This window comes from Streptomyces sp. NBC_01571, assembly GCF_026339875.1.
Classification (GTDB): Bacteria; Actinomycetota; Actinomycetes; order Streptomycetales; family Streptomycetaceae; genus Streptomyces.
The window spans coordinates 8,671,218-8,694,385 of record NZ_JAPEPZ010000001.1 but is presented as its reverse complement, the minus strand read 5'-3'; the positions used below and the strand labels follow the sequence as shown (position 1 = coordinate 8,694,385).

Annotated in this window: 14 protein-coding genes; 6 read left to right on the top strand and 8 right to left on the bottom strand. The window is 66.7% G+C overall.

Features of this window, described 5'->3' with window-relative positions:
* Positions 1-124: 124 nt before the first annotated feature.
* From OHB41_RS38900 to OHB41_RS38885, 4 genes are read right to left on the bottom strand one after another with little or no spacing between them, the layout of a single operon-like run.
* Positions 125-1,309 (bottom strand): Wadjet anti-phage system protein JetD domain-containing protein, encoded by a 1,185-nt coding sequence (locus OHB41_RS38900; protein WP_266704128.1) that lies wholly within the window; start codon positions 1,307-1,309, stop codon positions 125-127.
* Position 1,310: 1 nt separating this feature from the next.
* Positions 1,311-4,727 carry an ATP-binding protein gene (locus OHB41_RS38895; protein ID WP_266704126.1) on the bottom strand — a complete coding sequence of 1,139 codons (3,417 nt, stop codon included), beginning with the start codon at positions 4,725-4,727 and terminating at the stop codon, positions 1,311-1,313.
* A complete protein-coding gene (locus OHB41_RS38890; protein WP_266704124.1) occupies positions 4,724-5,350 on the bottom strand; it encodes a DUF4194 domain-containing protein in 627 nt (208 codons plus the stop codon). Before OHB41_RS38890 ends, OHB41_RS38895 begins: the two co-directional genes overlap by 4 nt.
* Positions 5,347-6,828 (bottom strand): DUF3375 domain-containing protein, encoded by a 1,482-nt coding sequence (locus OHB41_RS38885; protein ID WP_266704122.1) that lies wholly within the window; start codon positions 6,826-6,828, stop codon positions 5,347-5,349. The genes OHB41_RS38890 and OHB41_RS38885 overlap by 4 nt, the downstream gene beginning before the upstream one ends.
* 1,124 nt (positions 6,829-7,952) lie before the next feature.
* Between OHB41_RS38885 and OHB41_RS38880 the strand changes: the two genes are divergently transcribed.
* Together OHB41_RS38880 and OHB41_RS38875 are read left to right on the top strand one after the other, a co-directional pair.
* Positions 7,953-9,011: an IS110 family RNA-guided transposase gene (locus OHB41_RS38880; RefSeq protein ID WP_266704120.1), complete on the top strand. Its 1,059-nt coding sequence runs from the start codon at positions 7,953-7,955 to the stop codon at positions 9,009-9,011.
* Positions 9,012-9,086: 75 nt separating this feature from the next.
* Entirely contained in the window at positions 9,087-9,284 is a 198-nt protein-coding gene (locus tag OHB41_RS38875) for a hypothetical protein (protein WP_266704118.1), read from the top strand.
* A 1,196-nt stretch (positions 9,285-10,480) separates the two neighbouring features.
* Here OHB41_RS38875 and OHB41_RS38870 read toward each other — a convergent pair.
* Positions 10,481-11,158: an AIM24 family protein gene (locus OHB41_RS38870; protein WP_266704116.1), complete on the bottom strand. Its 678-nt coding sequence runs from the start codon at positions 11,156-11,158 to the stop codon at positions 10,481-10,483.
* Positions 11,159-12,181: 1,023 nt separating this feature from the next.
* Entirely contained in the window at positions 12,182-14,563 is a 2,382-nt protein-coding gene (locus OHB41_RS38865) for a 2OG-Fe(II) oxygenase (protein WP_266704114.1), read from the bottom strand.
* 1,415 nt (positions 14,564-15,978) lie between these two features.
* Between OHB41_RS38865 and OHB41_RS38860 the strand changes: the two genes are divergently transcribed.
* The 4 genes from OHB41_RS38860 (at position 15,979) to OHB41_RS38845 (ending at position 19,842) form a co-directional block, all read left to right on the top strand.
* Positions 15,979-17,499 carry a transcriptional regulator gene (locus OHB41_RS38860; RefSeq protein WP_266704112.1) on the top strand — a complete coding sequence of 507 codons (1,521 nt, stop codon included), beginning with the start codon at positions 15,979-15,981 and terminating at the stop codon, positions 17,497-17,499.
* Positions 17,496-18,068 (top strand): helix-turn-helix domain-containing protein, encoded by a 573-nt coding sequence (locus tag OHB41_RS38855; protein ID WP_266704110.1) that lies wholly within the window; start codon positions 17,496-17,498, stop codon positions 18,066-18,068. The genes OHB41_RS38860 and OHB41_RS38855 overlap by 4 nt, the downstream gene beginning before the upstream one ends.
* A 191-nt stretch (positions 18,069-18,259) precedes the next feature.
* Positions 18,260-18,976: a ParA family protein gene (locus tag OHB41_RS38850; RefSeq protein ID WP_266704107.1), complete on the top strand. Its 717-nt coding sequence runs from the start codon at positions 18,260-18,262 to the stop codon at positions 18,974-18,976.
* 569 nt (positions 18,977-19,545) lie between these two features.
* The gene (locus tag OHB41_RS38845) at positions 19,546-19,842 is read left to right on the top strand and encodes a hypothetical protein (protein ID WP_266704105.1); all 297 of its coding nucleotides are present in this window, start codon (positions 19,546-19,548) and stop codon (positions 19,840-19,842) included.
* A gap of 246 nt (positions 19,843-20,088) precedes the next feature.
* Here the strand turns inward: OHB41_RS38845 and OHB41_RS38840 are convergent, their stop codons facing one another.
* A complete protein-coding gene (locus OHB41_RS38840) occupies positions 20,089-21,507 on the bottom strand; it encodes an IS1182 family transposase (RefSeq protein ID WP_526025027.1) in 1,419 nt (472 codons plus the stop codon).
* A gap of 219 nt (positions 21,508-21,726) precedes the next feature.
* Positions 21,727-23,145 (bottom strand): IS30 family transposase, encoded by a 1,419-nt coding sequence (locus OHB41_RS38835; protein ID WP_526025078.1) that lies wholly within the window; start codon positions 23,143-23,145, stop codon positions 21,727-21,729.
* Between the last annotated feature and the right edge of the window lie 23 nt (positions 23,146-23,168).

Sequence of the window (23,168 nt, the reverse complement as noted above, 5' to 3'; positions counted from 1 at the left end):
CGCTGTGCCACTCCGCCCAAGCCCACGTTTAGGCAGGTGCACGTCATGGCACGGCGCCCGCTGATCTGCTCGGCGCGCGGCGCTCACTCACGCTGAAACCCGGGGCCTGCCGCAGGCACGGTGCCTAGTGGGGCTCATTGAGGGTGTCTTCGAGCAGGTGGAACCGGACGCGTTCTTGTTCGAGTCTCACGTTGGGGCCGAACTCGCCGTCCACGAAGCTGTCGTACACATCGGCTTCGTCCGGGGTGAGCGTGCTGAGCGGCTGGTGGGTGGGGGTGTCTTCCTTTACCCATTGGCTGCGGTGTTCCAGGAGAATGTCCCGGTTCATCAGGATGGACTGGGTGTGCGGGAAGGTCCGGCGCAGCCGGTCGAGGATGGTGAATCCGTGGGTGTCCAGGTCGCCCCAGTACACAAGGCGCATGTCGTGTAGCCAGTTCAGGGCGGACAGTTGGGTCACGGCGTAGCCGCTGCCGTGGATCACGATGCTGTGGGGCTGGTCCGGGAAGGCGAGGTAGGTGGTTTCGTTCTCGACGACGTACACGGTCGTGATGTCAGGCGGGGGCGCGGTGAACTCATTGGCGCGGACCGTGAGTTCCTTGAAGCCGCCCAGCGAGTGGCCGCCGAGGATTCGGAACCGCAGGTAGGCGGGCTTGCGCAGGAAGCGGAAGCGGGCGGCGAAGTCAGCACGTTCGGCCCCGGTGTCGATGCGGTCGTCGGGAAGGCATTGTTCGAGCAGGGTGGTCAGGATGGCGCGGTGGCGTTCGATGAACTTGGTGTCCACGCCGGGTACGTCGAGCTGGCGCAGGTAGACGCCTGGGCCGCGGTAGTTGGTGATCCAGCGGATCGTGGCCTGTAGGCGGTGCCAGTCGGCTTCCCGTTGGAGGACCTGCATGGGGTGGGCGATCATCCAGTCGACGAGCGCGGGCAGTGATTCCCGGGCAGAGGCCAACAGGGTTTGGTAGCGGGCGACCGTGGGGGTGACGCCGAGTAGGCGCCAGAGGTCGTCGCGGTCGTCGATCCAGACGCGGTCGGGGATGTTGTTCACGCCGGCGAGTCGTCCGCCGAGTCGGCGGTATTCGATGCGCAGGTGCCGGTGTGCGCTGGGCGCCCACGATTCGGTCCAGGCGAGGACTTGGTCGTAGTGGCGGGTGATGTCGCCGGCCTTGGGGCCGCGTAGTGGGATCTCGACGGATTCCCAGGGTGCCCCGTCGGCGAGTTGAGTGAGGTAGGTCCCCGTGTTCCAACGTTTGCGGAGGCGTTCGAGGACGGCCTGCGGCGTAGTCCAGTTGCAGTCTTGATGCGTCGTCATCTCAACCTCCCTGTCCTGCGGCGGGCTGCAGGCCGGCCAGGGTGTGGGCGAGGCGTTCTTGGCGGTACTGGGCGATGGTCAGGGTGCGTAGGCGGGAGTGGTGTCCGCTGGGGTTGTCGACGAAGCCGACGGCGGACACGTAGGGCTCGATGACATGGATCTTCTGCAGCGGGGTGACGATGAGGAGCTGCAGGCCCAGGCGCCTGAAGAGGTCCAGGGCGAAGCGGGCGGATTCCTCCGAGCCGCGTCCGAAGGCCTCGTCGATGACCACGAAGCGGAAGGTACGGCTCCTGCTGGGGGTGGTGTCGAGTTTGAACTGGTAGGCGAGGGAAGCGGCCAGGATGGTGTACGCGAGCTTCTCCTTCTGCCCGCCGGACTTGCCGCCAGAGTCGGAGTACACCTCGTACTCCGAGTCGTCCTCTCGGCGTCGTTCGCTGGCGCTGAAGACGAACCAGTACCGCACGTCGGTGACGCGCTTGGTCCAGCCGCGGTCGCTGTCCGCGTGGCCTTCGCGGCCCTTGAAGCGTTCGATTAGGTGCTGGACCTGGTGGAACTTTTCCTCGGAGTACAGGTCGGAGTCGTTGCCGGACAGGACGTCGTTGGTGCAGGCGCGCAGTTCTGCGGTGAACTCGCGGATCTCGGTGTTGGGCGTCTGCTCGGGCTTGAGCATGATGTAGCGGCCGGGGTTGTAGTCGATGCCGGCCAGCGACTCGTTGATGGTGTTGATGCGGTCGCCGATCTCGTCGGCCCAGATGTTCAACTGCGCGTGAAAGCCGGCGATTTCGCGGATCACGTTGGTCTTCAGGTAGGTGCGGAACTGGTCCTGGAAGCGCGGCAGGTCATCGGCCACGAGCTGCTGGTGCAGCGCACGGAACCCGGGGGCGGAGGCGACGGAGGCGTCGAGTTCGCTGGTCTCGACCTGATAGGTGGTGCGGAAGGAGCTCATCTGGGCGGCGATCGTCTGGGCGAGGCGGGTCTGCTCCTTGGCCCAGCGGTGCTTGTGCGCCGTCATCTCCTCGCGCAGCCGGGTTTCGGTCTGCACGCACTCCTGCGCGGTCCGGCACGCCATGCGGGCGGTGGTCAAGCGCTGTTCGAGGGCCGGAAAGTGCGCCTGTGCAGCGTCGGCGGCCGGTTCGTCGAGTACCGCGAGGGCCTCGTCGCAGGCGCGTTCAGCGGCGTCGCGCTCGCCGTCGACCCGTCCCCAGCTCTGGCTGGCCTTCTCGTAGACGGCTCCCTGTTCGGTGATTTCGTCGGCGATCTCGGCGAGGCGGCGGGTGAGTTCGTCCAGATCGCCGGAGGCGGCTCGCAGGCGCTGCTTCTCCGCGGTCAGCTCGGTGATGCGCCGTACCGCGGACGCCCAGTCGATCTCGCTGTAGTCCACCATCGCCGTCAGCCGGTCGAGGACCTTGTCACGGCTGATGGCGTCCTCGTAGGCGGCTCCCAGCCCGAGCTTCTTCTTCTCCATCTCGCGCTGGGCGCCATGGACCCGTCCCGCCTGATCCAGGAGAGCATCAATCTTGGCCTGGTTCGTCCAGCCGAGCACATACGTGCTGCGGTCGTCGATGCGGGTGGTGTCGTTCTTCTCGTGGCGGCCCCGCACCCCCTTGATCAACCCCTGTGCGGTGATGGCTAGTTCGGCGTGCCGGAAGTCCTCCATCGTCGGCACGCAGGCGTGGGAGGCGCGGCGTTCGAGCTCGCCGGCCAGCCACGGGGCGAACGGCGAGTCCTCGCGCACTTCGAGCTTGGTGAACAGCGCCGTGGACGCATCGGTGGGCAGGCGTCGCGGCGGGAGCTTGTCCGGGACGCGGAAGTAGACCAGCTTCGTCCCCAGGTTGTGGTCATTGATCCAGTCGGAGACGCGAGCGTACTGATCGCCGGGGACCAGGAGGGACACGGCGAAGCCGCGCAGCAGCCGCTCGGCGGCTCCGGCCCAGGCCTGTTCCTCCTCTCGTACCTGAATGAGTTCGCCGGCAAAGGGCAGAGCACTGTCCTCGATGCCGAGTTCGCGGCTCAGGCGCGCGCGTACCTCCAGCTGCTTGCGGGGGATGTTGCTGCGGCGCGAGCGCAGACTGAGCAGGTCTGCGTTCAGGTCTTCGGCCTGCTGCTTCAACTGTGCGGCCTCAACTGCGAGCGTCTCCAGGGCCGTGCGCGTCTCCTGTGTCGTCGCGGCGACGTCATGCTGGGCCCGGGCGATCTCCTCAAGGCGGTCGGTGAACTGCGCCTGATCGGTGACCGGGGCCAGCCCTGCATCCTCCAGCAGGGCGGCGTGCTGGCGGGCGCGCTTCTCCTGAGCGGCGCGCTGCTGCTCCGTCTCCTTGATCTGACGCTCCAGTTCGCCCACGCGCCCGCCGCCCAAGCCCTCACGCTGCAGTTCCCACCGGCGCTCCTGGCCCCGCAGCCGCTCCAATTCCTCCTTCGCAGCCTTCTTCTCGCCCTCCAGACGGGCGAGCAGCCGCTCCGCCTCGGCGCGCTGGGCTTCGTGCAGCACCGACGTGCGCTCGGCGATGAAGTACCGCAAGGCTGCCTGCTGGGCGTCGGTCTCCTCGATGCGTGCGGCCAGGCCCTCGTACGCGTCGCAGTCCTCAAGCAGCGGAGTGAGGGCCTCGATCTGGGCTCGGGCCCGCTGAACGGAGTTGTAGGTGGTGGTCAGCGCGTCGAAGTGGCTGATGATGTTGTCGGTCATCGCCGCTGCATCGAATGGTTCGAGCATGTGACTGCGCACGAAGTCGTCCAGGCTGCCCACCGACTTCATCGACACCGTCTGATGGAAGAGCTCCAGCGCCTGCTCGGACTCGATGCCCATCCGGCGCCGGAAGTCCTTGCTGTAGGGCGGGAACGTCTTGTGGACGCGGACATCGCCCGCTTCGAGACGCTTTTTCAGCGCCCGCACCTCGGTGCCGAAGTCAGCGAAGTCTCCGGCGACAGAGAGCGCCCGGTCGGCGACGAGAAACAGCCGCTCGGGGCTGGTGGCATTCGCGTCCGCCAGCCAGAACACCTGGCCCAGCGTGACGGTCGCGGACAGTGCCGGGTTCGTGAACACGCCCAGGATGACGGAGTAGCTGCCCGGCTTGCGCAGCGCCACCGGTTTGGTCGTCCCGGTGGTCTCGTTGCGTTCGGACTTGTAGTGGCCCAGCACGTAGGAGCGCAGGCTGCGCTCGCCGCTCTCCGCGCCGGCCGCCTTGTTGTAGGCAATCTTGCGGGCGGGCATGAACAGCGTGGTAATCGCATCCACCAGGGTGGACTTGCCGGAACCGATGTCACCGGTCAGCAGGGCGTTGGCGCCGCCGAGGCCGAACGACCACACGTGCTTGTCGAATGTGCCCCAGTTGTAGACCTCCAGACGCTCCAGTCGGAAGCCTGCCGCAACCAGATCGGTGGAGGCGCTTGTGCTGGCGGGGCCAGGCTGGGCGGGGATCACTGCTGCGTCTCCTGAGAGGTGTGGGTGGCCGCGTACTGGGCCAGGTTCGTGTCGAAGTCGGCGAGCCACTGCCCGTCGACGAAGGCTTTGATGATCCGCTGCACCTCGAACAGCTGCTCCTGCCCGCGGGCTCGGCGCAGGAATTGCAGGTCCACCACCTTGTTGATGTGGCCGTCGATCTGGTCGACCAAGCGTGCCTCGTTGCTGCCGGCCGGGAGGAACATACGGATCATCTCGACCATCTCGTCCCGGGTGATCATCAGGCGGGTGCCGTCGGCGCCGGTGTCGAATTCGGCGAGCCGCTTGCGCAGCAGCACGACCAGCAGACTGACGGGGTAGGACAGCGAGCGGCGGGGCATCAGCCGCGGCGGCGCCATGCGGGGATCGCGGGCATCGTCTTCGTCCTCGGGTTTGGACTGGAGGAAGGCGTAGCCCTCCATCTCGTCGATCACCACCCGCAGCCCCATGACGTCGATGTAGTCCTTCACGCCGGCACTGTGATGCAGCAGGGCATCCCAGGCCCGCTCATGCTGGTCGCGGAAGACCGGGCCCTTGAGTAGCTGGTTGACCGGCAGCGAGAGGGAATACGGCTGCTGCGGGGTGGGGGTGGCAGGTGTGGTCATCGCCCCTCCTTCGGGCTGGAGACCCAGGCGATGCCGGGGCTGGTGCGAGCAAAAGTGACCACGGGCACGGTGGCGACTTGCTGAACGTCGCCCTCACCGGTCCATGTGATCTCTTCTTGGCGGTGGTCGTCGAACACGGTGGTGAATCCGTCTTCCGGTAGCGCGAAGTAGGCGACCAGTTCGGCAAGCCCCTGCTCCAGGGGATGCTCACGCAGCGTCTCGGCCAAGGACACCTGTGTGCGCGAGCCCAGAGCGTGATGCACCGCGGCCGTGAGCCGAGCGGGATCCACATACACGGCCTCGAACAAGGCGTCGGCGGTGAACTCCTCGTCCCCCGCCTCGATGCCGGTGCTGTCGATGGGCGCCTTGACCAGCGGCGTGTACAAGGGCCGTTCCATCGGCAGGGCGATGGCCGGGGCTGCCGCATCGATCTCGGCGACGAGATTCACACCCGGCACGTCGCGCAGGGCTAGAGCCTGCGTCTCGATCCCGCGCACCAGGTGCAGGACGCGGCGGTCTTCCGAGCGCACCTGGTCGTCCAGGAACCGGCGCAGCTGATCCGACAGTTGCCGCACCGTGTTCTGGGTGCGTTCGGCGGCCTCCAGCCAGTCCCGGGCCATGCGACGCATCCGCGGATCGGGCTCGCCGATCGCCTCCATGGCCTCAACCGCGGCCAGAAGCGTCTTGAGTTCGTCCTGACGGCTCGGAGCGAGGAGGAAGTCGTAGAACGCCTGGAAGGTCCGCCCCTGGTCCGACTCCGCGATGCTCTCGCGGCTACCCAGCACCTCATCCAGGAGTTCGCCCTTGGCCCCGTCCCACGCGGCGATCTTGCTCCGCAGGTCTCGGTCGAGGTCCCGGAAGTTCGCCTCGACCTCGCGGAAGTCGGCCAGCAGCCCATGCGCCGTCGTCGTCACCTGCTGGTAACGGTCCCGCAGCGCCGCGCTGTCCAGGACGTCCACCTCGCCGGCTGCAACACGCTCGATTTCCTGATCGATTTCATGCCGTCGCCGCATGAGCTCCGCCAGCCGCGCTTCGGGGTCGGTTTCGGTGCCGAACGTCATCTGCCGCAGCAGATCGAAGATCGTGTTCAGACGCGACTCCGTACCGACGAACGAACGCTCCTCCAGCGACCGGACCCACGCGATTGCCTTCTCAACCGCAGCCGTAGCGTCATAGTGCGGCTCGTCCAAATCCGGCGGGTAGTACTTGCGCAGCCAGCCGTTTCCCTGCCCCGACCAGTCGTCAAGATACGCCTTCGCGGACTTGGGAAACGTGCCCTGCCCCAGCCGACCGTTGAGTGCGAACAGCTCGTCGTCCAGCCGTTCAACAAGCTCCGCACCCGCAATCGAGCGCGCTCCCTGCTCGACGAACACCTTGTTGAAGAAGCTCAACATCAGCGCGGCGTTGTCGGCCTTCAGCAGCCGCCAAGCAGCGCTCTGCTTGCGTAGGGCGACCAGACGGTCGTAGTCCAACTCCATACATCCTGCCCTCTCACTGCCCCGGCGGGTACGACCGCATTTCCCGCCAACGGCGGAAACGCACGCCCTACTCGGCCGGCACCCATGCCCGCGCAGCCATGCATCGTCATTCCGCGCCGATACAAGAAACCGTAGAGGCCACCACTGACAACCGAGCTCGGCAGAGTCAACGAGCGGATGGGGCAAGGCGACCTCTGGGCAGCAAAACGCCAGACCGGAGGGCAGACACATCCGGATCTCAGATAGATCCCACCCCTTCGCCACCGCACCCTTTACGAACACAATTTCGATTCCCTGCCTCTGTCATCTGCGGGAGCAAGAAACCATCCCATCGCACCCTGATCACGACAGGGAGAGCAAACAGCCCACCACCCTCGACCAGGACTCCCGCACGGCCATCACGAACGCGGCAGAAGGGCTGCCCGCTGCGGTCGGGCGTGACACGGCGGCAAGATCACTGTCTCGGCCCGGGCGTCGCCCCACACCCTGGTAACTCTCCGGCTCCGGGCTCCACACCCACCCAGCCGACGCGGTGACGTCATACACCTTCGCTCAACGCCTTCTGCACCCGGCGATGTCACCGAGTACAGAAGGCGGTAGAGCGCGACGGGGCTGATCAGCCTGAACCACTCTCGACGTTGATTGCGCGTCCTCGTCACGCCGCCAAGAGCGTTGCTGCCTCCTCCGCCGCGGGGGGCGCGAGGAGCGGGAAAGCACAGTCCTCGGGGCGCCGGCCCATCCGTTGCAGCGTGACCGCCGCGAGCAGTGCCACACCTGGACCGGTCACCGGCGAACGCTCCATTCCCACGTAGTAGATCCCGTTCTCGTCGGGTTCGACGTCCAGGCGGTCGAGGCTGACACACAGGGCGGCGCAGTAGCCCCACAGGTCAGTCCCCCTGATCCCTTTCGGGTACGCCTTGCTGGCGTGAAAACATGATCGCGGTGCCTGCCCGCCGACCCCGATGCTTCGTTGGGACTGTGAGCCCGTAGGTCAGTCTGGCGCCGGGACCGCAGAGGGGCCACGCACTGTTGCCTCCGAGCATGCCGGTCAGATTCTCGCTCCCCCAGCGGTCCCACGGGCAGGCACCGTCCTGTACTGGCACGGTGTGAAGGGGGAGGGGTTCATGGCTGAGGCCGAAGACATCGAGGAGATCGAGCAGGCGGTCGAGCTTGTGGAGCGGGTCGCGGCGATCGACATCGCCAAGGCGTCCGGGATGGTGTGCGTGCGCCTGCCGCACGAGGACAGGCCGGGCTTTCGGACCCAGCGCGTCTTCAACACCATCGCGACCAGCGGCGCGATCCTGGACCTGGCCGACCACCTCATCTGCCAGGGCGTCACCCGCGTGGTCATGGAAGCCACATCGACCTACTGGAAGCCGTACTTCTTCCTGTTGGAGTCGCGTGGCCTGGAGTGCTGGCTGGTCAACGCCCGCGACGTCAAGAACGTCCCAGGCCGGCCGAAGACCGACCGCCTGGACGCGGTCTGGCTGGCGAAGCTGGCCGAGCGCGGCATGCTCCGGGCCTCGTTCGTGCCCCCGAAGCCGGTCCGTGAACTGCGCGACCTCACCCGGGCGCGTGCGGTGATGACCCACGAGCGCACCCGCCACAAGCAGCGAACCGAGAAGCTCCTCGAAGACGCCCAGATCAAGCTGTCCACCGTGATCGCCGACATCTTCGGGGTCTCGGGGCGCGCGATGCTGGAGGCCCTGATCGCGGGCGAGCGCAGCCCCAAGGCCCTCGCGGACCTGGCCCACGGCACGATCAAGGCCAGTCACACCACCCTCGCCGAAGCCCTGACCGGGCGTTTCGAGGAGCACCACGCGTTCATGTGCCGGATGCTGCTGGACACCGTCGATTACCTCACCGTGCAGATCGACAAGCTCACCGCCCGGATCACCATCCGCCTGGCCGAACTGTCCACCACCGAGGACGACGAAGGCCCGGGTCAGGGCACGCTGATGCCGATCACCGACGTGGAACGACTCGACGAGATCCCCGGCGTCGGCCCCAGCACCGCTCAGGTGATCCTCGCCGAGACCGGCCTGGACATGACCGTCTTCCCCACCGCCGGCCACCTTGTCTCCTGGGCGAAACTCTCCCCACGCACCATCCAGTCCGGCGGGAAGAACACCTCCGGGCCGACGGGCAAGGGCAATCCCTGGCTCCGGGGAGCCCTGGGCTAGGCGGCGATCTCCGCCGCGCGCACCGACACCTTCCTCGGCGCCCGCTACCGGCGCATCGTCAAACGCCGCGGCCACATGAAAGCCCTGGTCGCGGTCGCCCGCTCGATCCTGGTGTCCGTCTGGCACCTGATGGCCAACCCGACCGCCCGCTACCGCGAACTGGGCGCGGACTTCCATGCCCGCAACCTCGACCCCGCACGCAAGGCCCGCGACCTGGTCCGCCAGCTCAAGGCCCTCGGCCACGACGTCACCCTCGCCCCGGCAGCCGCCTGAACTCCTCCCGACACCCCCGAACACCCCGCAAGAGCCCCCGACAGCCACCGCCGAGGGGCTATCTCGCCGTACCCACCTGACCGTGGAGTTTTCCGGTCAGCTCGCAGTCCGCTGGAGATGTCCGTGCGGACCCAGACGAGAGGGTGCGGCGCGCCCTGTTCGTCGTAACCGATGGAGACTGCCGCCCCCACGCTCTCGGGCAATGGGTAGGCCTCCTCCGGCACATCCTCGGCCGTGCCGTTGAGCGCATCGGTGATGAGTGTGCGCAGCGCCGCGATCACCTCATCGTCGCCGCGCCAGCCGTGCAGCGCCTCGTAGGCGGTCCCTTGGTAGAGCTCGCGCACGTTCTGGCTTCGTTTCGGGTGCACAGGTGGATCGACTACCGAACAGTCCTCCGGAGCGATCCCCTCCAGACCGGTCTCGACGTAGGTGATCCCGCCATTCGAGTCCATCGTGATGGCGGACCAGCCGTGCTGGATGTATTCGGAGAACAGCCTTCGGACAAGACGTTCCTTCGCCTTGTCGGACAGTCCGGGGACCGTGATGACGACGATCAGGCCGCGAAGGACGATGAGCCATGCCTGGTGATCTTCGATCAGTTCCCGCTCGGAGAAGGACACACCCAGAACCTCTCCGAGGCTCTCGACTGGCAGAGCCCACGCGTCGTGAGCCCGCAGCTGAGGTGTGGCCTGTGACTGCTTCAAGCAGGTTTGGGCATTTTTCGTGATCGTGTGAACCGAATTGGACACCACGATGCTTCCTCTCGCCAGAGGGTAAACCGAGTCTTCAGCGAGAGGTCACACAGTGACCCGTAAAGTAGGAGAAGCTCTTCTCGTGTGACCAGAAGCAGCCAGGCTGCGGACCGTCATACCGGCCTCAGCGCATGTCACCCCAGCTATACCGCTTCTCATCAGCCCCCTACTTCCTCATTCTTGACGGCTCGCACAGGTTCATCCAGAGATGAAACCCTTTCCGCGACCTGCGCGGCCTCGGGGCAGGCGGTCCGGACAGCCTCGGTATACGCGCTCACGCGGTCCCGGCACACGATCTCCGCGCTGGGGTGCTCGTGCAACCACGTGGTGAGGGCCGCCGCGGTGCGGTCCGGCATCAGAAACGGCCCTCGTCCCCGAGGGTCGATGCATCAGTCATCACACTTCGCGACACCACGACATAGACAAAGCAACGGCTTTGGCACTTCAACGCCGCTGTTCCTTCTCCGGTGTCACCTCGCTCGGCCGTACGACAACGCACCCCTCACCTTGTAACATCAACTGCACGACCTCGCCGGAACCGCCCCTCAACATCGACCCGATGGACTGCGAACGGTGCAACGAGGTCCGTAACGCTGCCGTCCAACCGACCACCGCGTCCGTGTCGACGAACACCGGGTACTGAGCCGACACAGGTATGACGAGGGGGTTCCCTTCACACATCAGCCCCAGCCTGCCCTGCCCCGTGAAAACACTGTTGAACAACCCACCGCCGGCCATGCCCGCGCCCTTCACCATCGCAACCCGGTACGACAGCGAGGCGTCGAAACACAGCACGTTACGACCGTTGACCGTGAACTCGTCACCAGTCTCGACCTCGACGATGAAGCAATTCTGCGCCTCGTGCGCGAACCACGCCTCGCCCTGCCCCCGCACCACCATCAGTGGCAACCCCTCACCCGTCACCGCGCGCTTGAGCATCCCTCCCACACCCTGGCCCTTGCGCTCGAACTTGAGGCTGCCGCGATAAGCGACCATCGCGCCCTGGCGGGCAAACATCTCGCCATACACCGCATGCTTAATACACTTGGCGTTCTCGACACTCATGCCCGCTTCCATAACCGGTTGAACCATATGTTCACCGGAGAAAAGAGAACCTTTCATACAAAAAATCCTGACCTAAAGATATCGATCACACTAAAAAGTGAACCAAATCATCGGACACAATAAACGGAATGAGACAGAAATCCCCACTGGTGCATTCCCTGGAACAACTCCGAGCGATTTACGATCTATTTCTCCTTTCTCATCTACACTGACCACATTCTTCACACATGTCCGGAGTAGGCCTTTAGGTTCCCCACTGAGCCTTCACTCCGGAATCCACCGGATTTCCGGAGAAGTGACGTCGACGACTACGCAGCGCTTCATGTATCAGACTGAAGATGCTCACAGAAATAAATTTCAAAAACCAATCTCTTTCCGGATGGGGAAGCCCCCCCCCCCCCGCTTCTTACTGCATCAGCGACATCAGGGCGGAGAAAAGATTTCACATGTGAGATATATTCCGTATCCAAAAAAAGGGGAAGGAACCTTCCCCAATGCATGTAGCTAGTCGTGTGGTCCTGACTCCGTTCGGCGTGCCGGATGCGACGGTGAGGGGCTGGCCCGATAACAGAACCAGCCCCGAAGCACTGTCTACGAAGGGTGCTGACCAGGCGTAGACAGCTCTGCCTACAGCGCTTCCTCGTAACTCCAGGCATAAGCTCTCCGCTCGTCAGGTACTACGGAGGACAACACTTGTAGTTACGGCGCCGAGGTCAGAAGAGTTCACCCATGACCTGATGAAACACGCGGACGTCTGAGTCAGGGCTGTCTAGAAGTCCGGCATTGAAGTTACCGCCTGCGGTCGGACAGCGGGTGTTTACGCTGACGGGGTGAAGTGCTGCTAAGGCGTCCCCGGAGTGTAGGCACAGGGGCTCATGCTGCAATCGCGTGTTTATCTGCTCGTAGGCGCTGCTGTTCGAACTCGGCTGGTGAGAGGTAGCCGACATCCCGATCGCGGATGAGGTACTGCAAGGTCAGGATGGCCTTGACGACCAACGTGATCTGTCGGGGCTGCCGCGGAAGTCGCGGCCCAGAGGTTCGCCCTGACATCGACAGCCGCCCTCAGCCGCGCGGCTGGGGTCATTTGTCCCGCAGCCACGCCAGGTCGGTCTCGGCGCGGGTGCGGGCCACCTGTTCGCGGGTGAAGACGGCTTTCGTCTTGGTCAGGACCAGGACGTAGGGGCGTCCCTGGCGCCGGGTGGTGTGGGAGACAGGCAGGCCGGCCTGGTCGATGCGGCTGTGGAGGTGGCGGCGTCCGTCTTTCGCGAGCGGCCATTCCATGACGTGGCGGGTGCTGGAGGTGAGGAAGGCGTCCAAGTCGGGGCAGAGTCCGCAGCCAGTGCGGCATGTCCCGGCCGGGGTGAGGGACCAGTCGTCGGCCGCGCGTGCGGGGCGGGTGAGGGCCGCGGTGAGCCGGTCCTCACAGTGCTCGGCGAGGGTCTGGAAGGCGCGGGCTGAGGGTGCGCCGTCACGTATGGTCACCGGGTGGTGGGCCGCGGTGCGCAGGGCGGGGAGCAGGCATTCCAGGGCGGTGTCCGGCAGGCCGCGCAGCGTGGCGGCGATGGTGTCGGCGGTCTCGGGTCCTGCCGCCTGCAGGACGCGGGCCAGTGATGCGCCGAGCCGCTCCATTCCTGTGCGGCGCTCCGTCTCGCGGCCGATGCCGAGCCAGCTGGTGAGCTGCTGCTCGACTGCTTGCCAGGCGCCTTCGGCCAGCGGCGAGGCCATCGCGTCCCCATCGCCGTCGGCAGCCTGCAGCGCGGTGCACAGGCCGGGCAGTGATTCGAGCCAGGCCGCGCGGTCGGCCCCGGTGTACGCGCCAACCGTGCCGAACCAGCTGCTGACGGCCCCGCGGGCCCACGTCCTTCCGTACCGGGCGGCCGCTGCCGCGAGACCTGGGGCGTGCAGCTCGCCCAGGGTCTCCACCCCGAAGGGCGCGAGGAGCATCGCGGCAGTGTCTGCTTCCCGCAGTCCCACCGCGACGGGCAGGGCTGCGGCGAAGAGCGCCGCGGCCGCCTCGCCCGAACCGTGGTGCTTCCAGAACGGGGCGAGTGACCGGGCGAGCGTGCGCGCCCGGTCGAGGTCTCCGGCATCCAGGTGGCCCTGAAGTTCCCGCAGTGCGCCCTCGGAGCCGGCCTCGGCGCGGGCCGTGAACGAGCGCTGCCGGGGCCACAGGACCACGGCGGCCCGCCGGTACCAGCGGTCGAGGGTGTTGCCGTAGTTGCCCATGTAGCCCTCGTACTCGGACTGGTAGGGCGTCAGGTCTTTGTTCTCGGTGGTGGCGCACACTTCGGCGTACGCGACGGGCAGGTTGATCTGCTCGCCGCCGGTGCCGTGCGGGCGGGTCCACCAGCTCAGTGTGATCTCGTCGTCGATCAGTTCGTTGAGTTCGTAGTTGGAGAAGTCGCCGCTGCGGCTGCGCTCGGCGCCGGGTTCCCCGTCGGGGTCCAGGAGGCATTCACCCTCGCACTCCTCGTCGTCGCAGTCGTCGTAGTGCTCGACCTCGCCGTAGTAGTCGTGGCGGTCGTACGGCGCGTGCGCGTCCCAGGTCTCCTTCACCTCGGCCAACGCGAGGACCGCTTCGCAGTCCGTCTGTGCGGCGGCGTGGCGGAGCAGGGTGGTGCGGGTGGCGTCGGCTCCCTTGAGGCGGTCCCAGTCCAGGCCGCGCTGGGTGTACTCGTGGTCGAGGAGGTACACGAGGCGGTTCGGAGGCGCGGCCTTCTGGCGGCCGTAGGCGTAGCGCTCTTCGGCCGGCTCGGTGAAGTGTTCGGTCAGGCAGTGGGCCAGGTCGGCGACCGAGTCCCCGTCGTCCTCGCCGGCAGGGCGGACGCGTTCAGCGAGGAGGTTCATGGTGAGGGTGACGCGGTAACCGGACTTGACGGGCTTCACCTCGTGCAGGCAGTCCGCGTAGAAGGCGGCGAAGGTCAGCTTCTCCCGGGACGCCTGGTGGACGACGCTGCGGCCGGCGTGCGAGACGACGAGTTCGCCGCCGGTGTGGTGCGAGGGCAGCGAGACGACCAGGGTGCCCACCATGGAGTCGTCCTTCTCGGAGTCCTGGTGCGGCAGGAAGAACTGGCCCTTGCCGTAGACGAGCAGTGCGTGCGGCTCGGCACGTAGGACGGTAGTGGGCGGCAGACCGAGCGCGGTGCGGACACCGTCGAGAACGCCGTCCAGGGTGCGGTCCCAGTCAGTCCCACCGAGCGTGATGCGGTCCGGGGTGATCTCCCAAGTGTCGCGGACGCTGGTGTCGGACAGGGTCTGCTCGCCCCGGCCGAAGGATGCCTGACGGGCCTGCGCGATCAGTTTCCTGGTGACCGGAGCACGCAGCGGCAGCGGCAGTTCCCCCACCCCCTCGACCTCGATGCGCAACGCTCGGGCCGACATCTCGATGCAGGTGCTGAAATCCCCGCGCCGCTGTGCGTCACCGAGCAGCTCCGCCAGCTGCCTCCGCGCTCCGTGTCCCATACTGTTGCGTCCCCAGAGGTGCAGCGTGCCGTAAGGCCTGTCCAGGAAACCCTAGCGCCGCGGGCAGCCCTCGTTCCCGGGGAACTCTCCGAGGTACCAAGAGGTCCAGTTCAGCGTTGGTGACGGCGAGCCGACCGCGGCTGTGCTGATATCGGCGCCAAGGAATGGCAGTTTCGGGGGATACCGGATGTTGCGAGAGCGCCGACTGCCGCCCGGGGCTGCGGGGCCTCTGCCACATGGCACGACCACCGCGCGGCTCCTGGACGGCCCCTGAAACGCTCGGCAGGTCGGTCTCGGCCAGGAACCATCAATCCCGGGCCGTCGCGCATCAGCCGTCCCGCCTCAAGACATTTCCGCAGGCCGTGATCACGAAAGGCGACCGCCACCAACAGCGAAGAATCCGCTGGACAGCCCCCCGCCCCTGGCAGCCGACCACCGCCATTCAGTGTCCCGTCAGCGGCTCAGTGGCCCGACTACTCGCCACGCCGCCCCCATCCGCAAGGCGAATCAGCACGCGGCCTCACGCCACCCTGACCAGCGGCCATACGCTCGAGAACCTAAAAGGGTGCGGATTCGACCCGGATTCGCCCCGAGGGCCCCAAACTCCAAAACGAACAGTAGTTGACCTGCAGTGATGCTGATTCTCGCCGCTGTACCGAGCATCCATCGACAGAGGAGTCTCGCAATTGAAACTAAGTGGATATTTCGGGCGATTAGCGCTACGTAGTGAGTAGTCGCACCCGCATGCGCCGCCTCTGGCTCCCCCCGAGCTCGAACCGAACAGCAGCATCACCCGGCGCTCCGCTCTGGCGACTAAGGGCTGATAGAATAGGGCTCTGACCAGCCTCTTTACAGAAGCCCTTCCGCTTGACAGAAGCCGTCTTGCCGAGCCGTTGCAGGCCTCACGACCCTGTTTCCAACCACGGCACGCGGGGTGACGGAACCCCGCCGACAGAGACGGGAACTGCCATGCCGCACATCACCGCTTTTGCTGGAAACCAGTGGTACAGCTAGCGAACCTTTCTGACCTGCGCTTATGCGAGGCGATGAGGCTGTGACCTGCTAGGACGGGTTGCAGAGGCGAGCGGAGGCAGTCAGAGGAAATCACTCTGATTCGACCCCGGTTCGACCCGGGTCGCTCAGAGGCAGTCAGAGGCAACGGGCCTCCGAACTTCCCTCTGAGTGACCCGAGTTGGCCAGAGTGGATCAAAGATGATGCCTCAGTCACGGCTCTGATTCGCCTCCGGTCGACTGCGATGGGGACGCCTGCCGCCAATCTACGCCAGAAGCACGAAAGCCCCCAGGACGGCAATCCTGGAGGCTTCGCTGGCACCGATTGGAGGTCGGTTCCGGACACCACCCGTGGTTTTAGCGGGCCTCGGTGGCGTCCATGTCTTTGCGAGACGACCCCCAGAATGCCATACGACGTACCTACTCCGCACTACACGCAGCAGCCCTCATCCCAACCAGAGGCAGTCACAGGCACCCAAAGCCAGCGGCAGGGGCTCGCCCAGCTCCCGCGAGCCGCGGCTGATCTGGTCCTTCTTGGAGACCTCACCGGCCGTTATTCAGCGGGCAGCTACAGCAAGCTCGATCGTCAAGGGCAAGTCGTTCAGCGCGACGCTCGGACGGGGATTGCCGAGCACGGTCACCGCATCACAGCGGCTATCGCCTGTCACGTGGCCCGGGTCGGCGGCACCGTCAACCAGCTGACGGACCTGCTCATGCACCCGGATCACGAGGGCGGCAGGCACGCGCAAAACATCGCCCTGCGCTCTGGACAAGCCCGCGCCCTCGCGTACATCGAGCGCGTTTGGGAGAGCGCCAGCGCAACAGTCAGCAACACAGCGCAGGTCGTGTCTCGCCAGGATGCCCACGAAGACCTCGCGGCCCTTCGCGACCGCATTGAGGTCACTCCGTGGCGTAGCGAACGAGGACGCACCGCCTTGCGGGTGTTGCGCGCGCACCTCAACTTCGCTGAGGCCGCCGGCGGCCGTCTGCACGCTGCAAGCGAGCGCCAGGCCGCAGAGGAAGCCGGGATCTCTCGGCAGGCCGTGCGCAACGCGTACGACACCGTATTGAAGCCCGGTGGGTGGCTCCGCCGGCTGAGGGTCGGACGCGGCAAAGAGGGTTCCGCCTGGTACCTCGGCAACGGTCCTGGGCGCGTAGCGGGGGATCGGCTTTCTCACTCACAGACCACTCAGTTCCCCCCCGACCCGGCACTTGACGAGTGGTCCACTCCCGAGACAGCCCTTTCGGCCGATATCGACTCCACCGTCATCAGTCGCTTGATGGCCCACGATGCCTTCGCTCACCGCGCGCTGGGGAGCTCCGCACTGTTGATCATTGGGGCCCTGCACTCACGCCCAGCTCAGACTGTCGGCGAACTCGTCATCACCTCGTCTGTCTCTCGCGCGACCGTCTACCGGACTCTCCACCGCCTCGGAAGTCACGGTCTCGTGCACCACGTCGGCGAGATCTGGATCCTGGCCCCCCGTGCCTTGGAAGGCTTCGGTAACAGGCTTCTGGGGGCTGTTACCGAAGCAGAAGTCGTTCCCTCACGTGGTTGGGACGAGATCGCCTCCCACCACGGAACCGCAGGCCTCTCTTCAAGCCGAAGGACGTTCCACGCAGCCGAGCGGGCAATGTATCGGGCAGTGCTCGGCAGGCTTGCAGAGCACCGCAGCACGGCTCATGTGATCGTCCGCGACGGCCGCCAGGTCCTCATTCCGGCACCGCGCCCCGATGAGGTCCTCTCCACGTGGCAGGCCCCGGGCGGATGCGTCCTCGATCCGGTCACCGGCCGTGCCGCGCCCGACTGGCGGATTGCTACCGACGGCCGCCTGATCCTCATCACCCCGGCTGACCAGCGCAGTTACGACGAGCTGACAGCCGCCCATGCCGAAGCCCTTAGCGAATGGGAGTCCGCAGCATGACCTCACACGCCCAGAACACGCCTCCCGAGAGCGAACCGCCAAGCCCGCAGGCCTTGCGCGCGCGATACGAGTCCGGTGCCACGGTTGACGAACTCGTAGCCGATAGCGGGCTGTCGTATGGCACGGTCCTCAACCGGCTGCACGATGCCGGGACCGTTATGCGCACCTCGTGGCAGACCCGACGTATGCGCGAAGACCCTAAAGCGCGCCGGCGGCTCGCGACCCATCTGCGCGCTCTCTACGAGAAGCACGGCGCGACCCTCACCGAACTCGCTGCAGCGGCGGGAGAAACGAGGGCCGTTGCCCGACGCTTGCTGATCGAGGCTGGCGGCACCGTGCGCACCACGCGGCAGACGGTACAGCTGCGCTCCGCCGCGCGAGCGGCTGAGCGGCAGAAACTCGCGCTGTCTCTCCGAGCGCGGTACGAGGGCGGGGCCACGGTCCCTGAGCTTGCCGAGGAGTGCAACTTCTCCACTGCCACGGTCTACCGGCTCCTGCATCAGGCCAACACGCCCATGCGCCCCCAGCACCGTCACGGTCCCGCGGATCAGATGAGGAAACGGCCATGAACTCGCTGGCCCTGCCTGATGTCGCCCGCAGCATCGCTCGGCTCAAGACCTCGCCCATCCGCCATTCCAGGTACAGGTGCGCGTCGAGGGCACCCCCTTGCCTCGCTGCGCCAACTCCGAGTTCGAGTCGCTGCCGTCGAGGACTCGCGCCAAGTCAACGCACCCTTCCAGTTTCAGGAGATCAAGCACACGTGAACGAGAACACCCGTCACAAGACCCTGGCCGCGGCCACTGAAAGCGCCTGGGACGCCTTCGTCATCGTCGTCGGCATGCTCAAGGGCGGCACCGGAAAGACCACCTCGGCCTGGTTCATCGCCCTCTACTACGCCGTCGTCCTCGGCCTGCCCACGTTGCTGCTGGACGCCGACGCGACCAGCCAGTCCGCCTACGACTGGTTCAAGGTCGCCCAGGCCGCCGGCTTCGAGGTTCCCGAGAACCTGGTTGTCGAGCGCTACCCGTTCGACGACATCGCCGAGTACATCCGTGCCAAGCGCGCCGAGTTCGGCGCGATCGTGGTCGACGCCGGCGGCGGCAGCGCCCGCATCTTCCACGAGGCTGTTACCGAGGCGAACCTGCTGCTCGTCCCGGTCGCCCCCACCAAGATCGAGCGCCGAAAGCTCGTGGCCACCTTCGACGAGGCCGAGCGCGCCGCCGCCCGCAACGAACACGGCGTCACCGCCCACGTCGTCATGGTCAAGGCCGACGACCGCACCAGCCTGCCCGGCCGGGCAAAGGACCAACTGCTCGACCCCGCCGAGGGCGAGGGCATCGGCCCGGACCGCGACGAGGCGTTCCCGCTCGCCGAGACCACCATCCACTCCTGGGTGCACTACATGGAGGCCTTCGGCGAGATCCCGACCGAGCTGAGCGAGTACGCCGAGCTGATGAAGGAGCTGACCGCAGCGTGAGCGAGAAGAACGAAAGGATCAGGCCTCCGGCCCGACGCACGGGCGGTCGTGCCTTGGGCGGAGCAAGGAAGACGACCCCTCCGCCCCCTCCTCCGGCCGCCGAGCTCACCCACGAGCAGTTCGCTGCTGAGGAAGCCGCCGCCCAGACCGAGGGCCAGCCCCCGACCAGCACGCCCCAGACTCCGTCTGCTCCGTCCAGCGCTCCCGTCGAGACGTCGGCACAGGACGGGACCGAGACGGTGCCCGAGGTGGCGCAGGACACTCCCGCGGTGGCCGCCGCTACAGCGCCAAGCGACTCTGGGCAGGAACCTGCTCCCAGTCGGCCAGCCCACGTAGTCGTTGCCCCCGAGGCAGGGACGGAATCCGCAGGTGAGCCGGTGGAGCAACAGGTGCCGCCTGCGGCTCCGGCTACCGAGCCCGCAGCACCTGCGGTTCAGCCCGCCCAGCAGGCCCAGCCTCTGGAGTCCGCCTCGTCCCACGTCACGACCGCGCCTTCTTCTACGGGCCCGTCCGCCGAGGTTGCCGTGCGCCCTGCCGTGCCTCCGATAGCAGGCGGTACAGCATTCCCGGTGAGGACTGACAGCCCGGGGCCCCATCAGGAACAGGCCGCGCGAGCGCATGAAGCGCCCAGCCAGGGAACGCCCTATGCCCACGGTCCTGGCCGGCCCAAGGACATCCCCGAGGCTGCCGTCGTCCTCAACCAGCGCATCATCGCGCGTGAGAGTCTCGACTCGTCGGTCCCCGCGGCGCTGAAGCTGAAGAAGCGGCTCAAGCGCTTCGCGCTGGACAACGAACTCGACCACCTGCCCATCGGTGACATCGTCTCGGTCGCCCTGGACGAATGGCTCAGCGCCCGCGGCTTCTGACGCGGCGTACATCTCGCAGGGTGTCCGCGAACGCTCAGCTCGTTCGCGGACACCCGTCCCACCGACTATTCCACTAGTCGACTAGGCGGCTAGGAGCGTGTCTCGGTAACGAGCAAGGGGCTCGCTGGCCGTGATCGATGGGATCGGTCGCGGCCGTTTCGTGTGCACCTGTGAGGCCGTGGTTGGGTCCTTCCCGGCTGTTGTTCGGCTGGTAGGGCCTGTGGCGTGGGCCGGGGGCCTGGCTGGTCAGCCGGCCTGGGCGGCGAGCCCGGAGTGTCGGAAGATCTTGCGGAGGTTGTGGCAGGCGGCGAGCAGTCGCCACTCACCGCGGGCGCCGTCCTCGCCACGCAGGAGGAGCTGGCGGCCGTTCTGGCAGGTCATGACCTGTCCGAAGACAGGTTCGACGATGGCTTTGCGGCGGCTGTATGCCTTCCGGCCGGGTTTGGTCCGCAGTTTGCGGGCCATGCGCTCCTTCAGCGTGGCGTCCTTGGGGATGCGTCCGCGTGGAGCGGGCGGGACCTGCTCGTCGTGGGCGAGTCGGCCGGTGGCCATGAAGGTGTCGGTGCCGCAGGCCAGTTGGCGCTCGTTCGCGGCTTCGAGGTTGGTCTCGGAGCAGTACCCGGCGTCGACCAGGGCCTGCTTGGGGTGGATGCCGGTGTTGTGGGCGGACTGGTCGAGCATCGTGGTGTAGTTCAGTGCGTCGGAGGGGTTGGTCGTCACGTCGGCGGCGGTGATGACCTGGTGTTCTTCGTCGACGACGGCCTGGGCGTTGTAGGCCTGGATGTAGGCGCCGTCGCTGTTCTTCATGATCCGCGAGTCGGGGTCGGTGAAGTTGGCCTGGGCTTTGGGCTTGGGACGGGCCTTGGCGGCGGCCGCTTCCCCGGCGTCGGTGACGGCCTGCTCGTCGCTGCTGGCGGCACGTTCCTGACGGCGGCGTTCCTTGTCCTCGGCGTGGGCGCGGGCCTTGGCGGCGGCCTCGGCCTCGATCTGCGCGCGGGCGGCCTGCAGCTTCGCCAGGCGTTTCTCACGCCGGTCCAGCTCGGCGGGCAGGTCCGCCTCCTTGCCGTCCACGCCGAAGGTGTCGTCCTCGGCTTCGTCGGCGGCCTCGGCGTCGGTCAGCAGGGCGTGGGCCTTCGCTTCCAGAGCGGCGATCTCGGCCTCTATCCGCTCTTCCTTGTCGACCAGGCGGCCGTAGCTCATCGCCTTGTGTTTGGAGGCGCTGGCCTCCAGTTTCGTGCCGTCCAGCGCGACGCGTCCCATCTTGACCATGCCGAGTGTCTGTGCGAGGTGCAGGGACTGGGTGAACAGACCGGCCAGCGCGTCGAGGTGGCGGCGGCGGAAGCGGGCGATCGAGCGGAAGTCCGGTTCCTGGCCGGCGGCCAGGAACCGGAACGCGACATCGTCGGCCAGGCGGCGCTCGATCGCCCGGGAGGAGCGGACGCCGGTGGTGTAGCCGTAGATCAGCAGTCGTACCATCAGCCGCGGATCGTAGGGCGGGTAGCCGCGCTTTTCGGTGTAGTCCGCCAGGACCGGTCCGAGGTCGAGCACCTCATCGACCAGGTCGGCGACGAACCGGGCCAGGTGGCCCTCGGGCAGCCAGTCGTCCAGCGACGGCGGCAGCAGCAGGACCTGATGCGGATCGAAGGGCCGAAACGTCTTGTCCACCGCCGCCAGCTGACCCTGCGGCCGCTTCTTCCCGACCGGCTCGACCTCGAACAGCCCCTCGCCACCACGCATACCGTGATCATCCCGTATGAATAATCACGAACCGCAGGCGGGTTGCCGGTTACTGAGACACGCTCCTAGCCGACCCGGCCCATGCTCCTGCGGATCCCGAAACCGTCGCAGACCTGTGCGAACGTGGCAGCGGTGTACTGGGCGAGTTCAACCGGTCGTTGCAACACCGGGTTGTTGTAGTGAGCGTAGCTGTTCCTCGAAGACCTCGGCCGGGGTCTTCCAGCCGAGGATCTTGCGGGGTCGGTTATTGATAGCCAGGGCGACGGCTGCGAGGTCCTCGGCGGACCACCGGGACAGGTCGGTGCCCTTCGGGAAGTACTGACGCAGCAGCCCGTTCGTGTTCTCGTTTGTGGGTCGCTGCCAGGGCGAGTGCGGATCGGCGAAAAACACCTTCGTCCCGGTCTCGAGCGCGAACTGGGCATGCCCGGAGAGTTCCTTCCCGCGGTCCCAGGTCAGGGTCTTGCGGAGCTGCTCGGGTAGCTTCGTCATCGACTCAGTCAGGGCAGTGTTCATCGCGACGGCGCCGTAACCGCCCAACGGCGGGCCGTTCTTCACCGGCGGCACCTCGCCCCAGCCCTCCATCCTCGGCAGATGCACCAGGAGTGTAGATCGGCTGCTGCGCTCGACGAGCGTGCCGATCGCGGACCGGCCCGTCCCAATGATCAGATCGCCTTCCCAATGCCCCGGGACCGCGCGGTCCGCGGCCTCTGCAGGACGTTCACTGAGGACGACATCCGCGGTGACATGCCCTTGCGGCTTGTTCCGTGACCTCGACCGAGGCTCCCGAAGTGCCCGCCCGGTGCGCAGGCAGGCGACCAGCTCCCGCTTGAGCGCACCACGGCCCTCAATGAACAGCGACTGGTAGATCGCCTCGTGGCTGATGCGCATGGACTCATCCTCGGGGAAGTCGGCCTTCAACCGGTGCGAGATCTGTTCCGGGCTCCATGCTGTCGCCCACCGCCTGTCTTGCCGGTGCGGCTTGTTCAGCCCCTTCCACGGAGGCGTCTGCGGTCCCGCGACGACCGTCCCGTCAGGCCGGTGAACGTTCCCCGAAAGCCTCTCCTGCACGTACTCACGCAACCGGTCGTTGCCCAGGAGCTTCGCGCTCTTCGTGCGCTTGGCCGCCTGCTGAGCCTTCCACTGGGCGACCGTCGCGCGGTACTCCTGCTTGCCGCCGCGCGTGGCGGCGTTGCGGCGCAGTTCGCGAGAGATTGTCCCGGGGTCACGCCCCAGGGCGCGGGCGATCTCGCGCACGCCCTTGCTCGTCGCCCTGAGGATCGCAATCTCCTCGCGCTCCTCGAACGTGAGGTACCGGCCCGAGGGCTCGGCCAACGAGATCGGCGGCATGCCGCCAGCGTGACGAAACCACCTCGCACCCACCGGCCACGACACGCCGACCGCCAGCGACGCCTCCACCGTCGTGACCCCCGTGGCGATAAGTCGCCAGAACTGGCGCTGCACGACCCGAGACGGATCAGGCCGTCCGGGCGAACGCATCGCCGGCCGCAACGCACGGTCAGCGCGCCACTGCCGACGCCGCCCCTCCGGAACATCGCTGGTCTTCAAACTCCAGTCCGCCGTGGCCACGC